At 58.4% G+C, this 21,963-nt stretch carries 22 protein-coding genes; 13 read left to right on the top strand and 9 right to left on the bottom strand.

The window, feature by feature from the left end:
• Window positions 1-3: 3 nt before the first annotated feature.
• Window positions 4-861, bottom strand: a complete 858-nt coding sequence (mazG, locus tag ACR0IY_RS03725; RefSeq protein WP_480671129.1) for a nucleoside triphosphate pyrophosphohydrolase — start codon at window positions 859-861, stop codon at window positions 4-6.
• A 66-nt stretch (window positions 862-927) separates the two neighbouring features.
• Here mazG and ACR0IY_RS03720 point away from each other — a divergent pair, with 66 nt between their 5' ends.
• From ACR0IY_RS03720 to ACR0IY_RS03705, 4 genes are all read left to right on the top strand, one after another.
• Entirely contained in the window at window positions 928-2,091 is a 1,164-nt protein-coding gene (locus tag ACR0IY_RS03720; RefSeq protein WP_480670494.1) for a M20 aminoacylase family protein, read from the top strand.
• Between the two features lie 13 nt (window positions 2,092-2,104).
• Window positions 2,105-3,073, top strand: a complete 969-nt coding sequence (gene speB, locus ACR0IY_RS03715) for an agmatinase (RefSeq protein ID WP_480670493.1) — start codon at window positions 2,105-2,107, stop codon at window positions 3,071-3,073.
• Between the two features lie 63 nt (window positions 3,074-3,136).
• Window positions 3,137-4,084: an agmatinase gene (gene speB, locus ACR0IY_RS03710; RefSeq protein ID WP_480670492.1), complete on the top strand. Its 948-nt coding sequence runs from the start codon at window positions 3,137-3,139 to the stop codon at window positions 4,082-4,084.
• 68 nt (window positions 4,085-4,152) lie between these two features.
• Entirely contained in the window at window positions 4,153-4,560 is a 408-nt protein-coding gene (locus tag ACR0IY_RS03705) for a DUF1499 domain-containing protein (protein WP_480670491.1), read from the top strand.
• On the opposite strand, the gene ACR0IY_RS03700 is transcribed toward ACR0IY_RS03705, so the two are convergent.
• Window positions 4,501-4,788 carry a hypothetical protein gene (locus ACR0IY_RS03700; RefSeq protein ID WP_480670490.1) on the bottom strand — a complete coding sequence of 96 codons (288 nt, stop codon included), beginning with the start codon at window positions 4,786-4,788 and terminating at the stop codon, window positions 4,501-4,503. The two genes, ACR0IY_RS03705 and ACR0IY_RS03700, sit on opposite strands and share 60 nt — an antisense overlap.
• Before the next feature lie 63 nt (window positions 4,789-4,851).
• On the opposite strand from ACR0IY_RS03700, the gene prfA reads away from it, so the two are divergent.
• From prfA to ACR0IY_RS03685, 3 genes are all read left to right on the top strand, one after another.
• Entirely contained in the window at window positions 4,852-5,907 is a 1,056-nt protein-coding gene (gene prfA / locus ACR0IY_RS03695) for a peptide chain release factor 1 (protein WP_480670489.1), read from the top strand.
• Entirely contained in the window at window positions 5,904-6,749 is an 846-nt protein-coding gene (gene prmC / locus ACR0IY_RS03690; RefSeq protein ID WP_480670488.1) for a peptide chain release factor N(5)-glutamine methyltransferase, read from the top strand. Before prfA ends, prmC begins: the two co-directional genes overlap by 4 nt.
• A gap of 240 nt (window positions 6,750-6,989) precedes the next feature.
• A complete protein-coding gene (locus ACR0IY_RS03685; protein WP_480670487.1) occupies window positions 6,990-7,577 on the top strand; it encodes a DUF4167 domain-containing protein in 588 nt (195 codons plus the stop codon).
• Window positions 7,578-7,630: 53 nt separating this feature from the next.
• On the opposite strand, the gene rsmA is transcribed toward ACR0IY_RS03685, so the two are convergent.
• The 5 genes from rsmA to lptG form a co-directional block, all read right to left on the bottom strand.
• On the bottom strand, window positions 7,631-8,473 hold the full coding sequence (rsmA, locus tag ACR0IY_RS03680; RefSeq protein ID WP_480670486.1) for a 16S rRNA (adenine(1518)-N(6)/adenine(1519)-N(6))-dimethyltransferase RsmA: 843 nt from the start codon (window positions 8,471-8,473) through the stop codon (window positions 7,631-7,633).
• A gap of 84 nt (window positions 8,474-8,557) precedes the next feature.
• Entirely contained in the window at window positions 8,558-9,523 is a 966-nt protein-coding gene (pdxA, locus tag ACR0IY_RS03675) for a 4-hydroxythreonine-4-phosphate dehydrogenase PdxA (protein WP_480670485.1), read from the bottom strand.
• The gene (locus ACR0IY_RS03670) at window positions 9,520-10,773 is read right to left on the bottom strand and encodes a peptidylprolyl isomerase (RefSeq protein WP_480670484.1); all 1,254 of its coding nucleotides are present in this window, start codon (window positions 10,771-10,773) and stop codon (window positions 9,520-9,522) included. The genes pdxA and ACR0IY_RS03670 overlap by 4 nt, the downstream gene beginning before the upstream one ends.
• A complete protein-coding gene (locus ACR0IY_RS03665; protein WP_480670483.1) occupies window positions 10,764-12,926 on the bottom strand; it encodes an LPS-assembly protein LptD in 2,163 nt (720 codons plus the stop codon). Before ACR0IY_RS03665 ends, ACR0IY_RS03670 begins: the two co-directional genes overlap by 10 nt.
• Entirely contained in the window at window positions 12,926-14,026 is a 1,101-nt protein-coding gene (lptG, locus tag ACR0IY_RS03660; RefSeq protein WP_480670482.1) for an LPS export ABC transporter permease LptG, read from the bottom strand. The genes ACR0IY_RS03665 and lptG overlap by 1 nt, the downstream gene beginning before the upstream one ends.
• A gap of 240 nt (window positions 14,027-14,266) precedes the next feature.
• Between lptG and ACR0IY_RS03655 the strand changes: the two genes are divergently transcribed.
• The 3 genes from ACR0IY_RS03655 to ACR0IY_RS03645 are packed head-to-tail and all read left to right on the top strand — an operon-like array spanning window position 14,267 to window position 17,280.
• Window positions 14,267-15,733 (top strand): leucyl aminopeptidase, encoded by a 1,467-nt coding sequence (locus ACR0IY_RS03655; RefSeq protein WP_480670481.1) that lies wholly within the window; start codon window positions 14,267-14,269, stop codon window positions 15,731-15,733.
• A gap of 4 nt (window positions 15,734-15,737) precedes the next feature.
• Window positions 15,738-16,196, top strand: coding sequence for a DNA polymerase III subunit chi (locus tag ACR0IY_RS03650; protein WP_480670480.1), 459 nt, complete (start codon window positions 15,738-15,740; stop codon window positions 16,194-16,196).
• Between the two features lie 37 nt (window positions 16,197-16,233).
• Window positions 16,234-17,280 carry an aldo/keto reductase gene (locus ACR0IY_RS03645; RefSeq protein ID WP_480670479.1) on the top strand — a complete coding sequence of 349 codons (1,047 nt, stop codon included), beginning with the start codon at window positions 16,234-16,236 and terminating at the stop codon, window positions 17,278-17,280.
• 68 nt (window positions 17,281-17,348) lie between these two features.
• Here ACR0IY_RS03645 and ACR0IY_RS03640 read toward each other — a convergent pair whose 3' ends face one another.
• A complete protein-coding gene (locus ACR0IY_RS03640) occupies window positions 17,349-18,335 on the bottom strand; it encodes a GlxA family transcriptional regulator (protein WP_480670478.1) in 987 nt (328 codons plus the stop codon).
• Between the two features lie 131 nt (window positions 18,336-18,466).
• Between ACR0IY_RS03640 and bcoG the strand changes: the two genes are divergently transcribed.
• The 3 genes from bcoG to ACR0IY_RS03625 all read left to right on the top strand — a co-directional run bounded on the left by bcoG (window position 18,467) and on the right by ACR0IY_RS03625 (window position 21,692).
• The gene (gene bcoG, locus ACR0IY_RS03635) at window positions 18,467-19,384 is read left to right on the top strand and encodes a 3-dehydrocarnitine:acetyl-CoA trimethylamine transferase BcoG (protein ID WP_480670477.1); all 918 of its coding nucleotides are present in this window, start codon (window positions 18,467-18,469) and stop codon (window positions 19,382-19,384) included.
• Between the two features lie 86 nt (window positions 19,385-19,470).
• Complete coding sequence (locus ACR0IY_RS03630) at window positions 19,471-20,934, top strand: carnitine 3-dehydrogenase (protein WP_480670476.1); 1,464 nt, start codon at window positions 19,471-19,473, stop codon at window positions 20,932-20,934.
• Window positions 20,931-21,692 carry an SDR family oxidoreductase gene (locus tag ACR0IY_RS03625; protein WP_480670475.1) on the top strand — a complete coding sequence of 254 codons (762 nt, stop codon included), beginning with the start codon at window positions 20,931-20,933 and terminating at the stop codon, window positions 21,690-21,692. Before ACR0IY_RS03630 ends, ACR0IY_RS03625 begins: the two co-directional genes overlap by 4 nt.
• 6 nt (window positions 21,693-21,698) lie before the next feature.
• On the opposite strand, the gene ACR0IY_RS03620 is transcribed toward ACR0IY_RS03625, so the two are convergent.
• Window positions 21,699-21,881 carry a hypothetical protein gene (locus ACR0IY_RS03620; RefSeq protein WP_480670474.1) on the bottom strand — a complete coding sequence of 61 codons (183 nt, stop codon included), beginning with the start codon at window positions 21,879-21,881 and terminating at the stop codon, window positions 21,699-21,701.
• Between the last annotated feature and the right edge of the window lie 82 nt (window positions 21,882-21,963).

The following is a 21,963-nucleotide window of genomic DNA, read 5'->3' as shown; positions in this document are numbered from 1 at the left end:
GTTTCAGGCCTCGGTTGTGGCGTCCACAGGCGGGAGTTTGCCGTTGGCACGATGTTCCTCGGTTTTGACCTCATCCCACAGCGCGTCCATTTCGGCCAAATCGCTTTGCGACGGTGTTTTACCGCGTTCAGCCAGGCGCGCCTCGACCTGCTCAAAGCGGCGGGTGAACTTGGCGTTGGTGCGCCGCAATGCGGCCTCGGGTTCGATCCCCAGATGTCGACCCAAATTGACCATCACGAACAGCAAATCGCCGAATTCATCCTCAAGCGCGTCTGGATCCTTGCTGTTACGCGCCTCTTCCAATTCAGCAGCCTCTTCGGTGATCTTGGCAAGCACATGGCTGGCGTCGGGCCAGTCGAAGCCCACACGGGCCGCGCGTTTCTGCAACTTGTGCGCGCGTAGCAGGGCAGGCAGGTTCGCGGCGACCCCGTCCAGCGCACCTTTCTGTGCCTTACCCGCACGTTCTGCGGCCTTGATCGTCTCCCAATCCACCGTTTGCTGTTCGGCGGTCTTGTCACGGGATTCGTCGCCGAACACGTGGGGGTGGCGGTCGACCATCTTGTCCGACATGGTGCGGACTACATCCTGAAAGGTGAAATGCCCGGCCTCCTCGGCCATTTGCGCGTGAAAGACCGACTGGAACAGCAGGTCGCCCAGCTCTCCCTTCAGCTCGTCATAAGCCTCGCGTTCGATGGCGTCGGCGACTTCATAGGCCTCTTCGATCGTATAGGGCGCGATGGTTGCGAAATCCTGTTCGATGTCCCACGGGCAGCCAGATTGCGGATCGCGCAGGCGGCGCATGATTTCCAGCAACCGTTCGATACCTGCATCGCTGTTATGGATCAGAGGATTTTCGGCCATTGCGGACCCTTTCATTCCGGTGTCAGATGCATCCATTCCGCAGTCTCGATCAGGAGTCCACCCCAGATGCCCGTCGTCAACCGAATTGCCGATTTCTCTGCCGATATGGCCGCTTGGCGGCAGCACCTGCATACCATTCCCGAGCTTGAGTTTGAATGCCATGAAACGGCGGCCTTTGTGGCCGAGCGTTTGCGCGAGTTCGGAGTGGATGAGCTGCACGAAGGCATCGCCAAAACCGGCATGGTGGCGATTATCAACGGGACGGGCGATGGGCCGACCATTGGCCTGCGCGCCGATATGGATGCTCTGCCGATACCCGAAGAAACGGGGGTGGAATACGCCTCGAAGAACCCTGGACTCATGCATGCCTGCGGGCATGACGGACATACGACGATGCTGCTGGGTGCTGCGCGTTATCTGGCTGAGACGCGAAATTTTCGCGGTCGCGTGGCGCTGATCTTTCAGCCCGCCGAAGAAGAGGGCGGTGGCGCGGGCGTGATGGTCGATGAGGGGATCATGGACCGGTTCGACATTTCGCAGGTCTACGCGCTGCACAACGTCCCTGGCATCCCAGAGGGTGCGTTTTATACCACTCCGGGGCCAATCATGGCAGCTGTGGATACGTTCGAGGTGCATATTCAAGGGGTCGGTGGCCATGGCGCCATGCCGCACGAGACCCGCGATCCGGTAATGGCGGCCTGTGGCATTGCACAGGCGATTCAAACCATTGTCAGCCGAAACCACTATGCGCTGGATGATCTGGTGGTATCGGTCACGCAGATTCACACTGGCACCGTCAACAACGTGATTCCCGACACGGCCTATATCAATGGCACGGTGCGGACATTTGATCCGAATGTTCAGAAGATGGTGATTGAGCGTATGGAGCAGATCGTGCAGGGGCAGGCGGCCTCGTACGGGGTCGAGGCGCGGCTGGATTATGAAAAGAACTATCCTGCCACGATCAACGACGCAGACAAGACCAGCTTTGCGGCAGACGTGGCCCGTGACGTGTCTGGGGCGGAACGTGTGGTCGATGATATCGGGCGAGAAATGGGGGCCGAGGATTTCTCGTACATGCTGCAATCCCGGCCCGGAGCGTATCTGTTTCTGGGGCAAGGCGAAGGTGCCGGGTTGCACCACCCGAAATACAACTTCAATGATGACATCGCACCAGTCGGGGCTTCCTTTTTCGCCCGGATCGTCGAGAAAGCACAACCAATAGGCTGATAGGGAAGAATGAATGGCACTGGAAGATTCAAAGAATTACGTGGATGAGGCTTTCACCAAACCCGAGCTGAAAGGTGTCTCGCACGAGAATACGTTTGGTGGTGCAACCTCGTTTCTGCGGCGCCTTTATACCAAGAATCTTGAAGGCGTTGATATTGCGGTGACTGGGGTGCCGTTCGATCAGGCAGTAACCAACCGTCCCGGGACGCGTCTTGGGCCACGCGCAATCCGTGAGGCCAGCACATTACAATCGCCAGATGAACCATATGGTTGGCCATATAAACCGTTTAGTGAGCTGGCGATTATTGACTATGGGGATATGGCATTTGACTATGCCAACATACCTGAATTTCCTGGTACGCTGACGGAACATATCCGAACTATTCTGGCGGCCGATGTGGCCTCCGTCACTCTGGGCGGGGATCACTATATCAGTTTCCCAATACTCAAAGCCTATGCCGAGAAATTCGGCCCCATGTCTTTGCTGCAATTTGATGCGCACACAGACACGTGGGCTGACGACAACATGGATCGGGTGGATCATGGCACCATGTTCTACAAGGCGGTAAAATCAGGGATCGTCGATCCGACACGTTCGGTTCAGGTAGGAATACGAACCACCAATGAAGATACGCTGGGTGTCAACATAATTGACGCACGCGAGGTACACGATATCGGTCCGGCTGCGGTTGCGCAAAAGATCAAAGGTATTCTGGGAGACAATCCGGTTTATCTAACATTCGATATAGATTGCTTGGATCCAGCTTTTGCCCCCGGTACGGGGACGCCGGTTTGGGGAGGGCTCAGTTCGATGCAGGCGAAGGTGATCCTGCGCGACATTGCTGGCATCAACATCAAGGGTGGGGATGTGGTCGAAGTCTCTCCGCCATTCGATACAAGCGGCGCAACGGCCATCGCAGGCGCACACGCAGCGACAGAGATCATTTGCCTATTGGGATGGAACAAGCGAGTTTCAGCTTAACCATTGGTTAGTCATACTTCCTGTATTTCCTTGTCTGAGTGGTCGGACGGGAGAAACATGGACATGAAAGACTTTAACCAACCCATCAGTGGTAACGATCTGGCGCGGTTTTCGGGGCCGAACACGTTCATGCGGTTGCCGCAGGCGGACTCGCTTGCAGGACTGGATGTGGCGGTGTTGGGGGTGCCGATGGATATTGGTACCTCGTGGCGGTCGGGCACACGGTTCGGTCCGAAACATATCCGCAGCGAAAGCGCTATGATCCGGCCCTACAACATAGCTACTTTCGCCGCACCTTTCGACAGCCTGCAGGTCGCGGATATCGGCGACCTTGCAATCAACACGTTTTCGCTGAGCGATAGCTTCAGGATCATCAGGGAAAGCTATGACGCTATTTTGGCGCAGGGGGTTACGCCGGTGGCGATGGGCGGGGATCACTCGATCACTTTACCCATCCTGCGGGCGGTTGCGGCCAAACATGGGCCAGTTGCAGTGGTGCATGTGGATGCGCATGCGGATGTGAATGATGAGATGTTCGGTGAAAAGGAAACGCACGGTACTGTTTTCCGCCGAGCACACGAGGAAGGTCTGATCGTTCCCGACAAGACTTTTCAGATCGGCCTTCGTGGTTCAGGCTATTCCGTCAGTGACTTTACCGAGGCGAAGGGCTGGGGGTTCCGTCAATTCCCGGCATGGGAGTTGTGGCAGCAAAATCTGACTGTGACTGGCGCACAGATACGCAAAGAAATAGGCGAGCATCCGGTTTACCTTTCATTCGACATCGACAGCCTGGACCCTTCCTTTGCCCCCGGCACCGGCACGCCCGAGATTGGCGGCCTCACCACCCCTCAGGCGCTGCAATTGCTCCATGCGCTGGCAGGCATGAACTTGGTGGGTTGCGATCTGGTCGAAGTGTCACCCCCCTACGACCCTTCGGGCAATACCGCACTGACGGCGGCGAACCTGTTGTTCGAGATGCTGTGTATCCTGCCGGGCGTGACGTCACGGTAAAGAGCGGCGCCGGGCCTTGTGCCCCGATGTGTACAGGTTAGGTTCTGGTGCGAAGGGGCAGAATAGGGATGAAAAAAACAGTGCTTTGGTTGGTTTTGGCGGCGATGATCCTGTTTGGGGCATATATCCGGCTGGCACCCTCTGATCCCGCGCTGTGGCATGTATCCCCGGTCGGCGAAGCTGATCGAAATCTGCGTGGCGGTGTGATCCGTGTGATCCAGACTGGCCCCGACGGATTGGCGCGTCTGGACGCGATTGCCCGAATAGCGCCGCGCACTTCGGTTCTGGCGGGCTCGGTCGAGGAGGGGATGATTACCTATGTCACCCGCACCAAGGGGTTGGGGTTTCCTGACTACACCACTGCACAGCAGGACGGTGACACCTTGCGTATTCACGGGCGATTGCGGTTTGGAAGATCAGATTTTGGGGTGAACCGGGATCGAGTCGACGGGTGGCTTGCTGTGTTGCAGCCCTGACGACAAGCACCCCTCCTGCACCTCGCGCCACATCGGCACGTTCAGGGACATCTGGCATTGCGCCATGAACATGCGCCCATCCACCTGCATGCAGATTAGTTCGCCCAATTCCACGCGGGATCCTGACTTGTCGGTGCAATAGCAATCCTGAACCTTGCCGCCGGGTCCGACCACATCGGCAAAGGCAGGTGCTGCGTACAGCAGAAAAACAAGCGCCAAACGTGTCATACGCGTCAGCTTAGCACAGGGACAGCCCTTGACCAAAGCCCCGGATTAAGAGACACCGCGCGGATGATCCCCGAAGAACGCCTTGAACAGATAACCCAGCGATTCCAGTACCTCGAAGCTGCCATGGCCGATGGCGCCTCGGGCGGTGACATTGCGGCTTTGGCCAAGGAATATTCGGACCTCAAGCCGGTGGTCGATCAGATCATGGCATGGCGGCAACTGGTGGCCGATCTAGCCGAGGCCGAAGCGCTGCTGACCGACCCGGACATGAAAGAACTGGCCGAAGAGGAAATTCCAGAGCTTCAGGCCCGTATTCCCGAGGCTGAGCATGCGTTGCAGCTGGCGCTGTTGCCCAAAGATGCAGCCGACGCGCGCCCGGCGATGCTTGAGATACGCCCCGGAACCGGCGGCGATGAAGCAGCCCTTTTCGCGGGTGACCTGCTGCGGATGTACCAACGCTATGCTGAAAGCAGGGGCTGGCAGTTTGAGATCATCGAAGAGCAGGCCTCGGACCTTGGTGGCATCAAAGAAGTCGTGGCCCATATCAAAGGCGACAATGTTTTTGCACGTATGAAATACGAATCCGGTGTTCACAGGGTGCAGCGCGTGCCCGAAACCGAAAGTGGAGGGCGTATTCATACCTCGGCGGCCACAGTGGCGGTTCTGCCCGAAGCCGAAGATGTTGATATCCAGATCGATGCCAATGATATTCGTATCGACACCATGCGCAGCTCTGGTGCGGGCGGTCAGCATGTGAACACCACAGACTCGGCTGTTCGGATCACCCATTTGCCCAGCGGGATAGTTGTGACCAGCTCGGAAAAATCGCAGCACCGCAACCGCGAGATCGCGATGCAAGTCCTTAAAACTCGGTTGTATGATTTGGAACGGCAACGGATCGACAGCGAACGCTCGGCGGATCGCGCCAGTCAGATTGGATCGGGTGATCGCTCGGAACGGATCAGAACCTACAATTTCCCGCAAGGGCGCATGACGGACCACCGCATCAACCTGACGCTCTATAAGTTGGATCAGGTGATGCAGGGCGATCTTGATGAGGTTATTGACGCCCTGACAGCCGACGATCAGGCCCGTATGCTGGCGGAGATGGCGCAATGATCGGCGCACTAACAGCAGCGCAGGCGATGGTCGCCGCAACAGCGCGGTTGCGCGCCGCCGGAGTAGATGATCCGGCGCGAGACGCCCGGGTCCTGCTGGCCCATGCGGCGCGGATCGAGGCCAGCCGGGTCACGCTGATCGCGCCCGAGGAGCTGTCTCCTGAGATTGCCGAACGCTATGACCACCTGATCTCGTTACGCGCCATTCGGGTGCCTGTGTCTCATTTGCTGGGTGAGCGCGAGTTTTATGGCCGCCGGTTCCGCGTCAGTCGGGATGTGTTGGACCCGCGCCCGGAAACCGAAGTGCTGATCGAAGCGGCGTTGAGCGAACCGTTTGACCATGTGCTTGATCTGGGAATCGGGTCTGGCTGTATCCTGATCACGCTGCTGGCTGAGCGGGCCAGCGCCTCGGGGGTTGGGGTTGACCTGAGCGAAGCCGCCTGTTTGCAGGCCAGCGCAAACGCGGTGCAGCATCAAGTGCAGGGGAGGATCGAGATTTTACGCTCGGACTGGTTTGAGAACATTGAAGGGCAGTTTGACCTGATTGTTTCTAATCCTCCCTATATTTCGCTTTCGGAAATGGACGATTTGTCCCCAGAGGTAAGCGAATACGAGCCGCGCCTGGCATTGACAGATGAAGGTGACGGTCTTGGGGCTTATCGTCATATTGCGGCCTCGGCGCCGGATTTTCTGATGCCGGGCGGACGTATTCTGGTCGAAATCGGCCCGACACAGGGCAAAAGCGTTGCTGCGTTGTTTCAGGCGGCAGGTTTGGCTGACGCTCGGATTATTCCCGATCTGGATGGTCGTGATCGTGTTGTCGTCGCCAGAATGCCGCAGTGATAGCGCTGTCTGAGGCTGAAAAGCGCCGATTGATGTAAAAAAGCTGCGAATTTTTGGACAAAGCTCTTGTCTGGAGGCGCTGGACATGCTTACTCAGAGTCAGTCGGAGAGGTTGACGCTGTTTCAGCGGGCCCCTGACGCCAAGCCCAAAAAAGTCGACATCGCGTGACGGCTAAAGCCATTGAGCAGTGCAGGACGCGACTTGATCGGCATCGAAAGACAAGGCTGACGTAAAGTAAGATGAGATCCTCAAAATCCCGCTCGCGGGCCAAAAACAACCGCAATCGTCCTTCCGGCGGCAACGTCGTAAACCGGGTTTTTGACAGCTCGGGTCCCGAGGGCAAGGTGCGTGGCACGCCCCAGCAGATCATTGACAAATACAATCAGCTGGCGCGTGACGCCCAGCTGTCGAATGACCGCGTTGCTGCCGAGAACTTCCAGCAGCATGCCGAACACTACTTGCGCATGCTAAGCGAAGCGCAGCGCGAGATTGAAGCGCGTCGCGAAGAGCAGGAGCGCCAGAACCGCGAACGCCAGGCCGAGCGCGACCGCGAACGCGCCGAGCGTCAAGAGCGCGAAGCTGCCCGTCAAGCGGACCCTGCGGAAACGCCCCAGCCCGACGTGATGGATTTCGGCTCCGAAGCCGCTGCGCCCGAATCCGGTCTGGTCGAGACACCGGAAAGCAAGGACGCCGCCCCGGCTGCGGAAGCGCCTGAGAAAAAGGAAAAGCCCGCGCGACGCCCGCGTACACGCAAGCCAAAGGCTGCACCAGCTGCAGCTGAGGACGCGCCAAAAACCGATGGTGACGCGCCGGAAGCGGCTGAGTAAACTCCCCGCAGAAATTAGAAAGCCCCGGTTTGTTAACCGGGGTTTTTTTGTTTTCAGCCTTTTCTGACTTCGCGGGCCAATGCGCAAAAAGCCTCAAGCGGAACCTGTTCTGCTCGTTCTGTGGGTTTGATCCCAGCGGCGATCAGACGATCTTCTATATCCGGGGCGACTCCTTTCAGCGAGGCGCGCAGCATTTTGCGGCGTTGGTTGAAAGCGGCTGCCACAACACGGGACAGGGTCGCGGCATCTGCCGGATAGCGTGGTTCAGGTAGAGCGGTCAGGTGGACCACCGCGCTGGATACTTTGGGCGGCGGAGTGAAGGCACCGGGGGGCAGGGACATGGCGATACGCGCCTCGGCCCGCCACTGGGCGAGAATGGCGAGACGGCCATAGGCCTTGCTGCCGGGTTGGGCGACGATACGCTCGGCCACTTCGCGCTGAAACATCAGCGTCAGGCTTTGCCAGAAAGGTGGCCATTCGGGCGGGGTCAACCAGCGCACCAGCAATTCGGTGCCGACATTGTAGGGTAGGTTGGCTGCGATGCGGATCGGTGGCGTCAGGTGCTCCAACGGATCGATTTCCAGCGCGTCGCCGTTGATCACCTCGAGCCGATCGGGATAGGCGTCGGCGATGTCGTTTAGGGCGGTGATGCAGCGGGTGTCTTTTTCCACCGCCACCACCTTGCGCGCGCCTTCGGACAGAAGCCCACGGGTCAGGCCGCCCGGGCCGGGGCCGATTTCCAGCACGTCGCAATCCGTCAGATCACCAGCCTGACGGGCGATTTTGGCTGTCAGGTTGAGATCCAGAAGAAAGTTCTGGCCCAGGGATTTACGCGCCGAGAGCTGGTGCGTTGCGATGACCTCACGCAGAGGGGGGAGATTGTCGATAGCGCTCATGATCTGTTTACCGTGGCGCGGGTTGCAGTTGATGCGCCAGTGATTTTTTGCCTTCGGCAGGGATATTTTTAGCCAAGTTAGGGATCAAGAGGTTTGCGCCATGCGTTGAGCAAGTTTCAAGGCCTCGATCAGGCTAGTGGGGTTGGCGATTCCCTTGCCCGCTATATCCAGCGCTGTGCCGTGGTCGGGTGAGGTGCGAATGAAAGGCAGTCCAAGCGTTACGTTCACCCCCCGGTCAAAATCCAGCGTTTTGATCGGTATTAGGGCTTGATCGTGATACATCGCAATTGCTGCGTCATAGTTCTCGCGGGCCGCAGCATGGAACATCGTGTCCGCCGGGTGAGGCCCGGTAATGCTGTAGCCATCGGTCGGCATATCGGCGATCAGAGGGGCAATCCAGTCCAATTCCTCATGCCCCATTTTACCACCTTCGCCTGCATGTGGGTTGAGGCCGGCAATGGCGATGCGGGGACGCGCGATGCCGAAGTGATGACGCAAGCCGTCGGCGGTAATCGCGATGGTATCACGCAGCAGCTTGGGCGTCAGTTCGGCGGGAACCTGAGAAATGGGAATGTGGATGGTTGCGGGCACCACTCGCAACTGATCACTGGCCAGCATCATGACCACTCGGTCACGCCCGGCAAGTGCGGCTAGAAACTCGGTGTGGCCGGGATAGGCAAACTCGGCACCATCAATCAGGGCTTTCTTGTGGATCGGTGCGGTGCAGAGAGCCGATGCCGCGCCCGTCTGAACCAGTGAGACGCCGCGCTCAATCGCGTCAATGACTGAAGGAGCATTGGCCGCATTTGGGTGACCTAATTTGTTGGGTGCCGGGAATTCCAATTGCAACACAGGGAGAGCCGTCGCGCAAATGTCGGCAACCTCAGCAGGATCAGAGATGTGTGCAACAGGTGTTTCTGCGGGCAGGTGAGCCGCGTCGCCGATATAGAAGAATGGGCAATTTTCTCTTAGGTCGGACCACGCTTTGGCGGCGATTTCCGGTCCTACTCCGGCTGGATCTCCACAGCTGAGCGCGATAGGAGCGTTCATTGTTCGATGATGGTTGCGTCTGCGCGCAGCTGCTCCAGCAAACTTTCGGCGAACGCAGTCAGCCGTTGCTGAGCAAGTGCATTGGCAACGTCGGCGCGCGATGTTTCCTCGCCTCTGTCGCGGGTGCGGGTGCACAGCATCAGGAACATTAGCGTTTGGCCATTGTTGCGGGTCAGCGTTGTCGACACTTCATTCAGGTCAAGCTTGGCAAGTTCCAGCGCTATGTCGCGCGGGATTTCCGAGGGGCTGGCCTGAATACGTTCCAGTACTTCGGGTGGTTGATCCTTGGCGATGCCGTAGAGGTCATCGCAGTTGTCGATTTCTTCTTTTAACCGTGCTGCATCGGCCAAAGTTTCGGCGCTGCGGCCGCCCGGAATATAGTAGATCGCGTAGTCAATCTCGGAATAGCGGGGGGCGTCGGCTGCGACTTCTCGAAGGCCGCGCATCTGGAACAGAGCGATCGCATTCGGCAAGGTTAAAGGCTGGGTGATATCGCCGTTTTTCAGGCCCAAAATAACCGGTTGCAGGGCAGGAGGTAGGCTGGTCAGATTCAACCAATCCAGCCGACCGCCATTGTCACGCGTGGCGGCAGCCGAATACTGCGCGGCGGCTGCTGAGAATGCGTCGTAGCCGTCTAGTTGCGCAATCTCATCCGCCAAAAGCTCTGCCTGAGCTAAGGTCTGCTGATTTACCGGGATGATGATTTCGGACAATAGAACTTGCAGCCCGCCGCCTCCGGCTTGCCCCAAAGCGCGATTGATTTCGTCATCTGACGGGCGCGCCTGCGATAGGTAGCGTCCGCTGATATAGTCGCGCCATGACATCTGGTCGGCCACGAAGTCCCGGACGGTTTCCCGATCTACCCCCTGGTCGGCCAACAACTGCAGAAACTGGTCGGTTGACAACTGACCGCGCGCGGCAAACTCGTCGATCCCCACCTGGATTTCCTCTGGCGTGGCCTCGATCCCTGCCTCGCGCATAACCTGGCGGCGCAAACGTTCGTCAATCAAAGCCTGGCGCACCTCCTCTTCAGAGGTGCCGCCAACACCCAATGCGGCCAGAAACTGTTGTCGCTGACTCAGTTCGTACCAGGTTACGATATCCTGATTGACCTTGATCGCCGGAGAAAACAGGCTTTGAGCCTGAGACTGAGGGGGCAACCAAACCAACATCGCCCCGATCAAAGCAGGAGCGACCGGCTTTAGCCAACCGGAGCGAATGAAACTGGAGAAACCTGATATCAACTGCATTTTCTCTTGTACTGTTGGCCACCGCTTTTAACGGAGTATCCCGTCAGGGCTACGGTAAAGCCGAATTCTGTCGAAGGCTCAATACTTGATGATGAGGTATAGCGCCTGCTGACGGTCATGTTAACTCGTACACACTCGTTCTGATACGTAACACCCAACCCATATCGAATAGGCTCGGATTCGCTCAGGTCATAGCGTGCCAATGCGGTGGTGCGCCAGTTCTGATCCACGGTATAACGTCCGGTCAACCTGATTTCAGAAATCTCGTCGCTTAAGTTTTCGGCCGGGTCGGGTTCTTGCCAGACATAACTGCCGGTAACACCAGCGGTTTCTTGTCGCCACGCGGCGCGGAGTTCGGCCTTGGTAAAGCTGAAGTCACCGTCGATCAGCCCGCGACCAGCCAGTGACCAGCCATTGGCCGTTTCAATCTGACCGGCAAGCAACACATCCGAAGACGTGCCCTGAAGGCCCGAGGTCAGGTTAAAATTGGGATCGGCATCGTTGCGAAAGACTTGACCGACCGTAGCCAGTGCCCGCCACCCGGACCGCCCATACCGAGACCAGTTGACGCCGATTACGCCGGTAACCCCGTCTTCACGCTGATCGGGTGCAGGAAAGCGCGAAAGAGACAGCAGGTTGCCCTGGTCGAATTCCTGAAAAGTGCTTTCGTCATTGGGAACATCATCATCCGTCACATGAGTCCAGCCGATCTGAGCAATCGGTTCGAGGATCTGAGTCGCCCCAGACTGCTCGCGCCTCTGCATCGGATACCGCAAAGTCAGGGCAGCGCGTGGGGTTGCCCGTGTCACATTTTCAGGAAACTGACTGTCATGACGAATATTGAACGCGTCTACTGACGCGCCCACACGTGTCTCTGCCCGAATGCCCGAGGCATAGGTCCAGTTGCGCAGCCATACTGCATCAAAGGTGGCGCGGGCGATGTCGCGTCCGACGATATCTGCATCGCTAGTACGTTCATGCGCGTGAGTTACAAAGCTTAACCTGACTTCACCGCCTGCTGTCGTCGGGAACAGCCGTTTTTGATAGTACAGATCGAAAATCCGTGACGGGATTTCATCCTGATCTTCACTGTCCCGCAGGGTTTTGTAGTGGATAAAGCTAGTTCGGAACGCCGTGTCGCGTTTAATCCGCTCAAGCGCGATCTCGCTACGCAGCCGGTCAAAATCCGGTAATCCGTAATCAGCTAGATAGGAGTCGTCGGACGTCGTCTTAAGGTCAAACGTAAACCGGAATCCATCGTTGAGCAGGAACCAGCCGTTGGCGAACAGATAACCCCGATCTTCGTCTGGCAGCAGATCATCCTTGGTGTAGGCCCCCAGCACTTGAAGGCGACCGGTCTTGAACGCCTGACGATAACGGTATCCCAACGTCTTGGTTTTGGAGGATACATAAGGGGTCAGCGTCAGATCCTTGTGATCGCCCAGCTTGAAGAAATACGGCACCTGCAGGCCAGTCCCAAGTTGCGAAGTGGTTCTGACTGAGGGAACAAGAAAACCAGTGGCACGGTCCAGCGTTGGGTCCGGTAACCTCAGATAAGGAAGGTAGAACACCGGTACGTCCAGTATGCGGAACTGCGCGTTCTCAAAATAGAGCTGCCGTTCCAACTGGTCATGCGTGACTTTGCGAGCGCGAATTTGCCAGAGCGGCGGCCTACCATTGGCGCAGACCTGGCACGACGTCGCTGAAACCTTGCTGAGCTGAGTATATCTGCCTGCGGCTCGAGTAGCCTGAACCGAGGCGATCTGGATTTGCTGGTCGAACACCATCCGCGCTCCGATCAGCAGTCCGTTCTGAATGCCGTCATCCAGTTCGGCTGAATCCGCCAATATGGTGGTTTCACCGCCTTGGTCCATACGAACCGGGCCTTCCAGCGACAAAGCCCCCGTTTCGCGGTTATAGGTGATACGGTCAGCGGTAATTTTGACCTCGCCCTGAAAGGCTTCGACGTTACCTTCCGCAACCAGAACGCGTTCGGGCGTTATGAAGATTTTGTCCGCAACCAGCAGGGCAGGCAGGTCTTCCTGTTGCGTCTCCTGCGTTTGGGCCGGGGCGGGGCGACCTTGGGCTATCACCGCCGTGGGCGCAGCCAGCACCACAGCACCGGACAGCAGCAAGTACGACAGTGCCCGCATCAACCGTCCTCCGCGTGCAGCAACAGACCAAGGGACAGTAGGATGGCTGCAAAGGGCGGGGCCCAGGCTGCGACGAAGATAGGCAATTGACCGTTTTCCCCTAGAATTTGGGCAAAGTTTCGAACGAAGTAGATGGCGAATCCCAGCAGAACGGCAGAAAGAACCGCGATGCCTGTGCCACCAAATCGCACGTGGCGCATGGTGAAGGCGGCACCAATCATGACCATGGCCATCAGAAAGAGAGGTCGCGCAAGCTGAACCTGCAACCAGACCTCATATTGTTTGGTGGAAAAGCCGGCCTCGCCCAGGTCGCGGATCAGCTGGGGCAAGTCATAGACGGAAACCGAATCTTTTTGTCCCAGCGTGTCCAGAATACGCTGGCGCGTCAGAGTTGTCGGGACTTCGAAGCGCTTGTGTTCTTGCGCGCCGACTTCCGGGTTTTCGTTATCGGACAGTGGCCAGACCTTTGCTTTGAACAGAACCCACTTTCCATTCTCCAGCCGTGCCCGTCTGGCGCTTATCTGTTGGGTTGGCCTGCCATCAGGGGCAAAAGTGATTATCGTCACGCCGGTCAGTTCCAATGTGCCGTTACCGGTGGTGCCGCGGGCGTGAATGACCGATTGCTCGTTTTCGGAACCCTGGCGCAGCCAAAGACCTTCACGAGTGATCGAAAGAGCGGACCCGCCTCTGTTTTTGTAAGTGTCTGAGAGGCGGCTGTATTCCTCGGATGTCGCGGCAGCAATCGGATTCAGCGCCGCAACCGCCAGCGTGCCGATCAACAGCGCCAGAGCCACCGGCGCCAACAATGCCCGAATGCCGGACCGGCCGATTGCCCGCGTCACCACCAGTTCTGAACTGCGAGCTAGACCAATGAATAATGCAATCGTCGAGAGTATCACCAGCAAGGGCAGCATTTCACTGATCGCGGCTGGTGTGTTCAGCAATGTCAGATGCAGCAGTTTACCAAATGCCAGGTTTTCCTTGTCGAACTTCCGGGCCTGTTCGACCAGATCAATCAGGATCAACAGCGTCAGAAAAATCCCGCCGATGACCAGAAAGCTTTGGATGAACCGACGGGCGAAATAACGGTCGAGGATCACGAACGTGCCTCCGACGTGTGGGCATCAATGGGGGTGTTCTGGCTCACGGACGCAGAATCACATCTGCCCGCGCTGACGCGCAACAGCCTATGCCTGCCCTGTCTCGCCAATTTGTTCTCCCCCGATCCGGCCGGAATTTTTTCGGGACTGTACTGCAATTGGCAAGCGGGGAAAACTGCTATCTGGTCAAGCCGCGTCGCGCGGGCTAGGTCTTGGAGAACAGATTTTGAGGAGTTTGCAATGAGCAGTCTTGTACCGATCCGGTTTCAGCCTTTTGACGTGGACGTAATGGCATCTGCCGAAGGGCGGGTTGCCGTGATTGTACCGCCCGAAGGCAAGATGAGCCCTGCGGTTCGCCGGGCCAATCGGCTGACCCGGGGTACGGTGGCGCGTCTGATCGAAAGCTCTCGGTTTGAAAAGGTAAAAACGGGGGACGTGATTACGTTGGCATGGCCTGTCGGCATGGTGGCTGAAGCGCTTGACATAGTGATCCTGCCGCGCCGTCCGGACGCGGCCGAGGCACGCAAGGCCGGCGCGGCGCTTGCCAAATTGTCGGGCAAGAAGGACTTGCTTGTAATGGCCGACAATCAGACGCGCGCCGAAGATCTGGCGATGGGGATTGCGCTGCGCAACTATGATTTTGATGCGCACAAGACCAAGGACAGTGGCAATGCCGGAACTGTCACTGTCAGGCACCGTAAGGCTGATGAGGTCGAGGCTGCCTTTGCTCCTCTGTACGCAGTGGCCGATGGTGTGCGTATGACCCGCGATCTGACCAACGAACCGGCCAACATCCTGACCACCACCGAATTCGCCGACCGTCTGGCCGAGATGAAAGAACTGGGGCTTGAGGTCGAAGTTCTGGAAGAGGACAAGCTGGAAGAACTCGGCATGCGCACGCTGCTGAGCGTTGGGCAGGGCTCTGTCAGCCCCTCGAAAGTGGTGGTGATGCAGTGGAACGGCGGTGAAAAGGACGACGCGCCGCTGGCGCTGGTCGGTAAGGGCGTCGTGTTCGACACCGGTGGTATCTCGTTGAAGCCAGCGGGTGGCATGGAAGACATGACCATGGATATGGGCGGCGCGGGGGTTGTCGCGGGCACCATGCGCGCGCTTGCCAAGCGAAGGGCCAAGGCTAATGTGGTCGGGCTTGTCGGTCTGGTCGAGAACATGCCATCCGGTAACGCTACCCGTCCGGGCGATGTGATCAAGTCGATGAAAGGTGACACGGTCGAGGTCATCAACACCGATGCAGAGGGCCGTTTGGTTCTGTGTGACGTAATGTGGTACGCGCAGGAGCGGTTCAAGCCAGTGGGTATGGTCGATCTGGCGACATTGACGGGTGCGATCATCATTGGTCTTGGGCATGAGAATGCCGGTGTTTTCTCGAACAACGACACGTTCTGCAATGCATTCCTGAAGGCCGCCGGTGCCGAGGATGAAGGCGCTTGGCGGATGCCTCTGGGCGACGCTTATGACAAACTGCTGAAGTCGCGCATTGCTGATATGAAAAACGTGGGCGGACGTCCGGCGGGTTCGATTACGGCAGCGCAATTCCTGCAGCGGTTCGTCAAAGAGGAAACTCCGTGGATTCATCTGGACATCGCCGGGGTCGCTTCGGTGTCGTCCGAGACGTCCTATGCGCCAAAAGGGGCCACAGGCTGGGGCGTTCGTGCGCTGAGCCGATTTGTGCAGGATAATTTCGAGTAAGCACATGGGGGCTGTCTATTTCTACCATCTGACCCGTCAACCGCTGGAGCAGACTCTGCCGGTACTGCTGGACAAGGCGCGGCAGGCCGGGTGGAAGATAGCCGTGCGGGGTATTGATCCCGCGCGGATGGACTGGCTGGACGAAAAACTGTGGCTGGGGCCCGAGGACGGGTTCCTGCCACATGGGCGTGAGGGTGGGCCGCACGATGCAGCGCAGCCCATTTTGCTGACGACGGGGCCGAAGGCAGCCAATGAACCATCCTGTATTATGGCGGTGGACGGAGCAGCGGTTGAACCGGACGAAGTCACTGCGCTGGAACGCGTTTGCATCCTGTTCGATGGCAATGATGACCAAGCCGTGCAGCACGCGCGAGTGCAGTGGAAGGCGCTGACTGGTGCTGGATGTGCGGCGCAATACTGGTCCGAAGAATCAGGCCGATGGGAGAAGAAAGCCGAGGCGTAAGGCCTTGACTTCAAATTAAATCTCGAGGGAGCAACAGATGGAAACCAAGCCTTTGGGCCGCACAGGCATCATGGTGACCGACCTGTGCCTCGGAACGATGACCTACGGTAGCCAAACATCTGAAACAGATGCGCACCGGCAGATGGATTTGGCGCTGGAGGCCGGAATCAATTTCGTTGATGCCGCCGAGATGTACCCGGTGAACCCGATCTCGAAAGAAACCGCTGGGCGGACCGAGGAAATTCTGGGCAATTGGAATGCTGCCAACCCATCTCGGCGCGGTGATTATATTCTGGCGACCAAGCATTCCGGTGCCGGAATGGTTCATGTCCGTGAAGGTGCACCAATAACCGCTCAGACGGTCCCTGGGGCGATCGAAGGTTCGCTGCGGCGATTGCAGACGGATTACATTGATCTGTACCAGTTTCACTGGCCCAACCGGGGCAGTTATATGTTTCGCCAGAACTGGGACTATGCGCCGTCAGGACACAATACGAACGAAGTTTTGGACAACATGCAAGAATGCCTTGGTGCCCTGCAAACGCAGGTCGACAAAGGCAATATCCGGGCTTTTGGCCTGTCGAACGAAAGCGCATGGGGCACGGTGCAATGGCTACGGATAGCCGAGCAGATGGGCGCGCCAAGGGTAGCCTCGGTTCAGAACGAGTATTCGCTGCTGTGCCGCCATTTCGACACGGATATGGCCGAACTCAGCGCACATGAGGATGTGGGGCTGATGGCCTTTTCGCCTTTGGCTGCGGGATTTCTGACCGGAAAGTATCAGGGCGGGGCAGTGCCCGAGGGGTCTCGAATGTGCTTGGTGGCTGAAATGGGCGGTCGGACGGGGTCGCGTGTGTTCGAGGCGGTCTCGGCCTATCTGGAGATCGCTGACCGGCATGGTCTGGACCCGGTGCACATGGCGCTGGCCTGGTGTCGGACGCGGCGCTTCATGATGTCGGCCATTTTTGGTGCGACTACAGTGCCGCAGTTGGAACATATTCTGGCAGGCAAGGAAGTACGGCTTTCGGATGAAGTTGTGCACGAGATCAGTCAGGCCCACCGCGCTCACCCGATGCCGTTTTAGAAGGCTGCGCCCCCGCCGCGCTATGCACGTCTCCCTTGGGATATTTATTGGCCAGATATGGGATCCGGTTAGTGGTGTGTGGGGTGCGTGCGTTCCTGTCTGAGGTCGCGGGCCGAGAGACCGTGTGCGGTGCGGAACGCGCGGGCAAAGCTGGATTGTGAGGCGAACCCCGTGGCCAGTGCAACGTCCATCAAAGACATGTCGGTGTCAGTGACCAGACGGCGGGCCTCTGCCAGGCGCAGTTGCAGGTAGTGGTCCTGCGGCGTGGTGTTCAGGCGCAGCCTGAACTGCTGCTGCAGAGTGCGAGGGCTAGTTCCAAGGGTGTCGGCGATGTCTGCCAATGGCAACGGATCATCGAGCGAGGCTTCCATTAACGTGTTAGCCTTGGCCGTCAACGCTGTGTGGCGGTGCGGTGCACCTGTTCGGCTTTGCGGTTTTGTGGGTTCCGGTGCACCATCGTAGAGGAACAGGCCTGAGACACGTGCGGCAAAGCCGCCACCGTGGCGGGCAGCAATGATGTGTAGCATCATCTCAACCGCTGGAATCGCGCCGCCGGAGGTAAGGCGATTGCCTGAAACGGTGAAACGGTCAGGGCGGACGTCGACATCGGGGAAGCGGGCGGCAAAGTTGTCCAGATCTTCCCAATGAGTTGTCGCAGCGTGGCCATCCAATAACCCAGCTTCGGCCAGCAGCCAGGGACCACCATCGATTCCTGCCATCGTGGACCCAGTGCCCGCAATACGGCGCAGTCCAGCCAGCAAACTGGGAGTCGCGTGGCGAGCCAGCTGAAACCCGGCGACTACGATCATCAGGTCGCAGCTTTGCAATCGGGCCAGCGGGATGCCGGGGACGTTCAGGGCACTGGTCAACATAGCGGGTTCTGCCGTCGCGGTGACATAATCCCAATCGAAAGCCGGGCGATCTGCCAACCTGTTGGCTGCGCGCATCGGGTCAACCGCCGAGGCAAAGCTGAGCGTGTTGCATTCGTCCAGAACCAGCACGGCCGTTTTAAGGGCGCGATGTTCGGGTTGAAGTATGTTTTTTGCGGATTTCATCAAGTTCGATTCGCATTCTGGCAAGTGTTTCCACAAGGCTGCGTCAGACTTACGCGCAACGCAAATCGGAATCCGGGGAGAAGCCTGGGGAAAACTCACGGCAAAACCGGGTATAACTTGGGGAAAACACCATGCCTCTGGAAATGAACCGCGAAGTCTTCATCACCTGCGCCGTCACCGGCTCGGGCGGAACGCAGGATCGTAGCCCGCATGTGCCGCGTTCGCCGCAGCAAATCGCCGACAGCGCGATCGCCGCAGCCAAGGCTGGCGCTGCCGTGGTGCACTGCCATGTGCGTGACCCCGAGACCGGTGCGCCCAGCCGTCGGTTGGATCTGTATCGCGAGGTGACCGACCGCATTCGCGAGGCCGAAGTGGACGTGGTTCTGAACCTGACCGCGGGGATGGGCGGGGACATGGTCTTTGGCCCGACCGAGGCACCTTTGCCGCTGCGCGAGGACGGCACCGACATGATCGGCGCGGCGGCACGGGTCGAACATGTGGCCGAATGTTTGCCTGAGATTTGCACCCTGGACTGTGGCACCATGAATTTTGCCGAAGCTGATTACGTCATGACCAACACGCCGGGCATGCTGCAGGCGATGGGGCGGATGATGACACATCTGGGTGTTAAGCCCGAGATCGAGGCGTTTGACACCGGCCATCTCTGGTACGCCAAGCAACTGGTGAAGGATGGTGTATTGGACAGTCCGGCTCTGGTTCAGCTGTGCATGGGCGTGCCCTGGGGTGCGCCGGATGATCTGAACACTTTCATGGCGATGGTCAACAACGTGCCCGATGACTGGACGTTCAGCGCGTTTGGATTGGGTAGAAATCAGATGGCCTATGTCGGAGCATCCGTGCTGGCGGGCGGCAATGTGCGCGTCGGTCTGGAAGACAACCTGTGGCTGGATAAGGGCGTTCTGGCCGAGAACTGGCAACTGGTCGAGCGTGCCGGGACCATCATCGAGAACATGGGCGCGCGGGTGATCGGGCCGCAAGAGGTCCGCGAGAAGCTGGGTCTAGTAAAACGGGCACCGGTGGCGAAGTAACGATGGTTGGATTGGGGGGGCAGTCCCCAATCCTCCAGAGTATTTCAAAAAGATGAAGATCAGAATTTGACTTGGGACTGAATGCGATGAAAACGGCTGCGATCATTGGTGGTGGCGTAATCGGTGGCGGTTGGGCTGCTCGATTCTTGCTCAATGGGTGGAATGTTCGGGTGTTCGACCCGGACCCAGAGGCAGAGCGCAAGATTGGTGAAGTTCTGGACAACGCGCGCAGGTCTCTGCCGGGGTTAAGCGATGTGCCTTTGCCTCCTGAGGGGGCGTTGACCTTTCATGAGGATATGGCAGAGGCCGTGCAAGGGGCCGCGTGGATTCAGGAGAGTGTCCCGGAACGTTTGGACCTGAAACTGAAGGTCTACAAGGGCCTGCAGGAGGCGTGTGATCCGAGCGCAATAATTGGGTCTTCGACCAGCGGGTTCAAACCGTCCGAGTTGCAGGGTGGGGCACTGCGCCCCGAGCAGATCGTGGTGACGCATCCTTTCAATCCGGTCTATCTGTTGCCGTTGATTGAATTGGTGCCGACAGAACAAAACCCGCCCGAGATGGTTGCGCGCGCGCAGGACCTACTCAAATCGGTTGGCTTCTTCCCGCTGCACATCAAGAAAGAGATCGACGCGCATATCGCTGATCGGTTCCTCGAGGCCGTCTGGCGTGAGGCGCTGTGGCTGGTCAAAGACGGCATCGCCACGACGGAAGAGATCGACGAAGCGATCCGTATGGGCTTTGGTATCCGCTGGGCGCAGATGGGTCTGTTCGAAACATATCGCGTGGCGGGGGGCGAGGCCGGGATGCGGCACTTCATGGCGCAGTTCGGGCCTGCCTTGAAATGGCCCTGGACCAAGTTGATGGATGTGCCAGAGTTCACGGATGAGTTGGTGGATCTGATCGCGGATCAGTCCGATGCGCAGTCAGGTATGCATTCGATCCGCGAGTTGGAGCGTATTCGCGACAACAATCTTGTAGGCATGATGCGCGCTCTCAAGGCGCAGAACTACGGTGCGGGTGCAGTGTTGAACCAGCATGACGCACTGCTGAAACCCGGCGCGCTGCCGACACTGGAACAGGCGGATCTGAGCCAACCGATCCTGACCCTGTCCCGTGCGGTGCCGTTGGACTGGACCGACTACAACGGTCACATGAACGAGGCGAAATATGTGGAGGCCTTCGCCGCCGCAACGGACCGTTTCATGGAGGTCATTGGCTGTGACGCAGATTATATCGCCTCGGGCGGTAGCTATTTCACCGCCGAGAACCATATCCGATATCTGGACGAAGCGCACGCGGGCGCGAAGATCGAAGTGCGCACACAGATGCTGTTGGGGCAGGGCAAGAAGCTGCACCTATTCCACAGCATGTATGAAGGCGACAAACTACTGGCGACAGGTGAGAGCTTTCTGCTGCATGTCAGTCTGGAAACGCGCCGCCCCAGTGCGCCGCCAGCCGAGATTGAGGCTGCAATGGCCCGGATCGCCAAGGCTCAGGCAGGCTTGCCCTATCCAGACGGCGCGGGTGCTGCGATCCGCAAACCGGCATGAGCGGACGTGTACTGATCACGGCTGGCGCTTCGGGCGTCGGTCGTGCCATGGCCGACGCGTTCGACGCAGCCGGGGCGCAGGTGTGGGTGGCAGATGTCGATCAGGCCGCGTTGTCAGCATGTCCCGCGCATTGGTTGCGGTCCAAGGTGAACGTAGCTGACGAGACTGCCGTGGCAGCTTTGTTCAATGAAATCAATTCTGAATGGGGCGGGATTGATACCCTGTGCGCCAACGCAGGTATCGCCGGACCGACGGCCTTGATCGAAGATGTGACCTTGGATGATTGGCGGACCTGTATGTCAGTCAATCTTGAAGGGGCCTTTTTGTGTGCGAAACACGCCGCTCCGATGCTGAAAAAGCAGGGGCGCGGATTGGTGCTGCTCACGTCCTCGACGGCCGGACAGTATGGATACCCCAATCGCGCGCCTTATGCCGCAGCGAAATGGGGCGTAATCGGACTGGCAAAGACCCTCGCGATGGAGCTTGGCCCGCATGGCGTGCGGAGCAATGTTATTTGCCCCGGCGCTGTCGAGGGGGCCCGTATGGAAGGCGTCCTGGCCCGTGAGGCTGCGGCCAAAGGGATGACACGGGATCAGGTTTATGATGGGTACGCCTCGGGCACCTCAATGGGGCGCTTTGTCGAAGCTCAAGACATTGCCAACATGGCCGTGTTTCTAGCTTCGGATGCGGCGCGATTGGTATCGGGTCAGGTGATTGCCGTGGACGGGCATACTGTGAACCCCGACCCGAAAATCTAGGCGCTGTCAGCCCTGGTTGGGGCCGCGAATCTGGCGGATGGTCTGGCGAACCGCCTGCCAGTCTTGTGCGCCTTGCTTGTTTCCGGAAGCTTCGCATTCGCGCATCTTTTGCGCGGCTTCCGCCTCTGCCCGGTCGCCATGAGCGGTATAGAGTGCACGTGCATATTGTGCGGTTTTTAGTGCGTCCATTCCTGTCATCCTCCGTCTGTGGTCAGAATGCCCCAAGGTTCGCGCCAAATGAGGATAACACAAGATGGATGGGGGCGCATCT

The sequence above is a fragment of the Ruegeria sp. BC1 genome, from assembly GCF_056539305.1.
The sequence above is the reverse complement of the archived record's forward strand: the minus strand, read 5'-3'. Positions and strand labels throughout refer to the sequence as shown.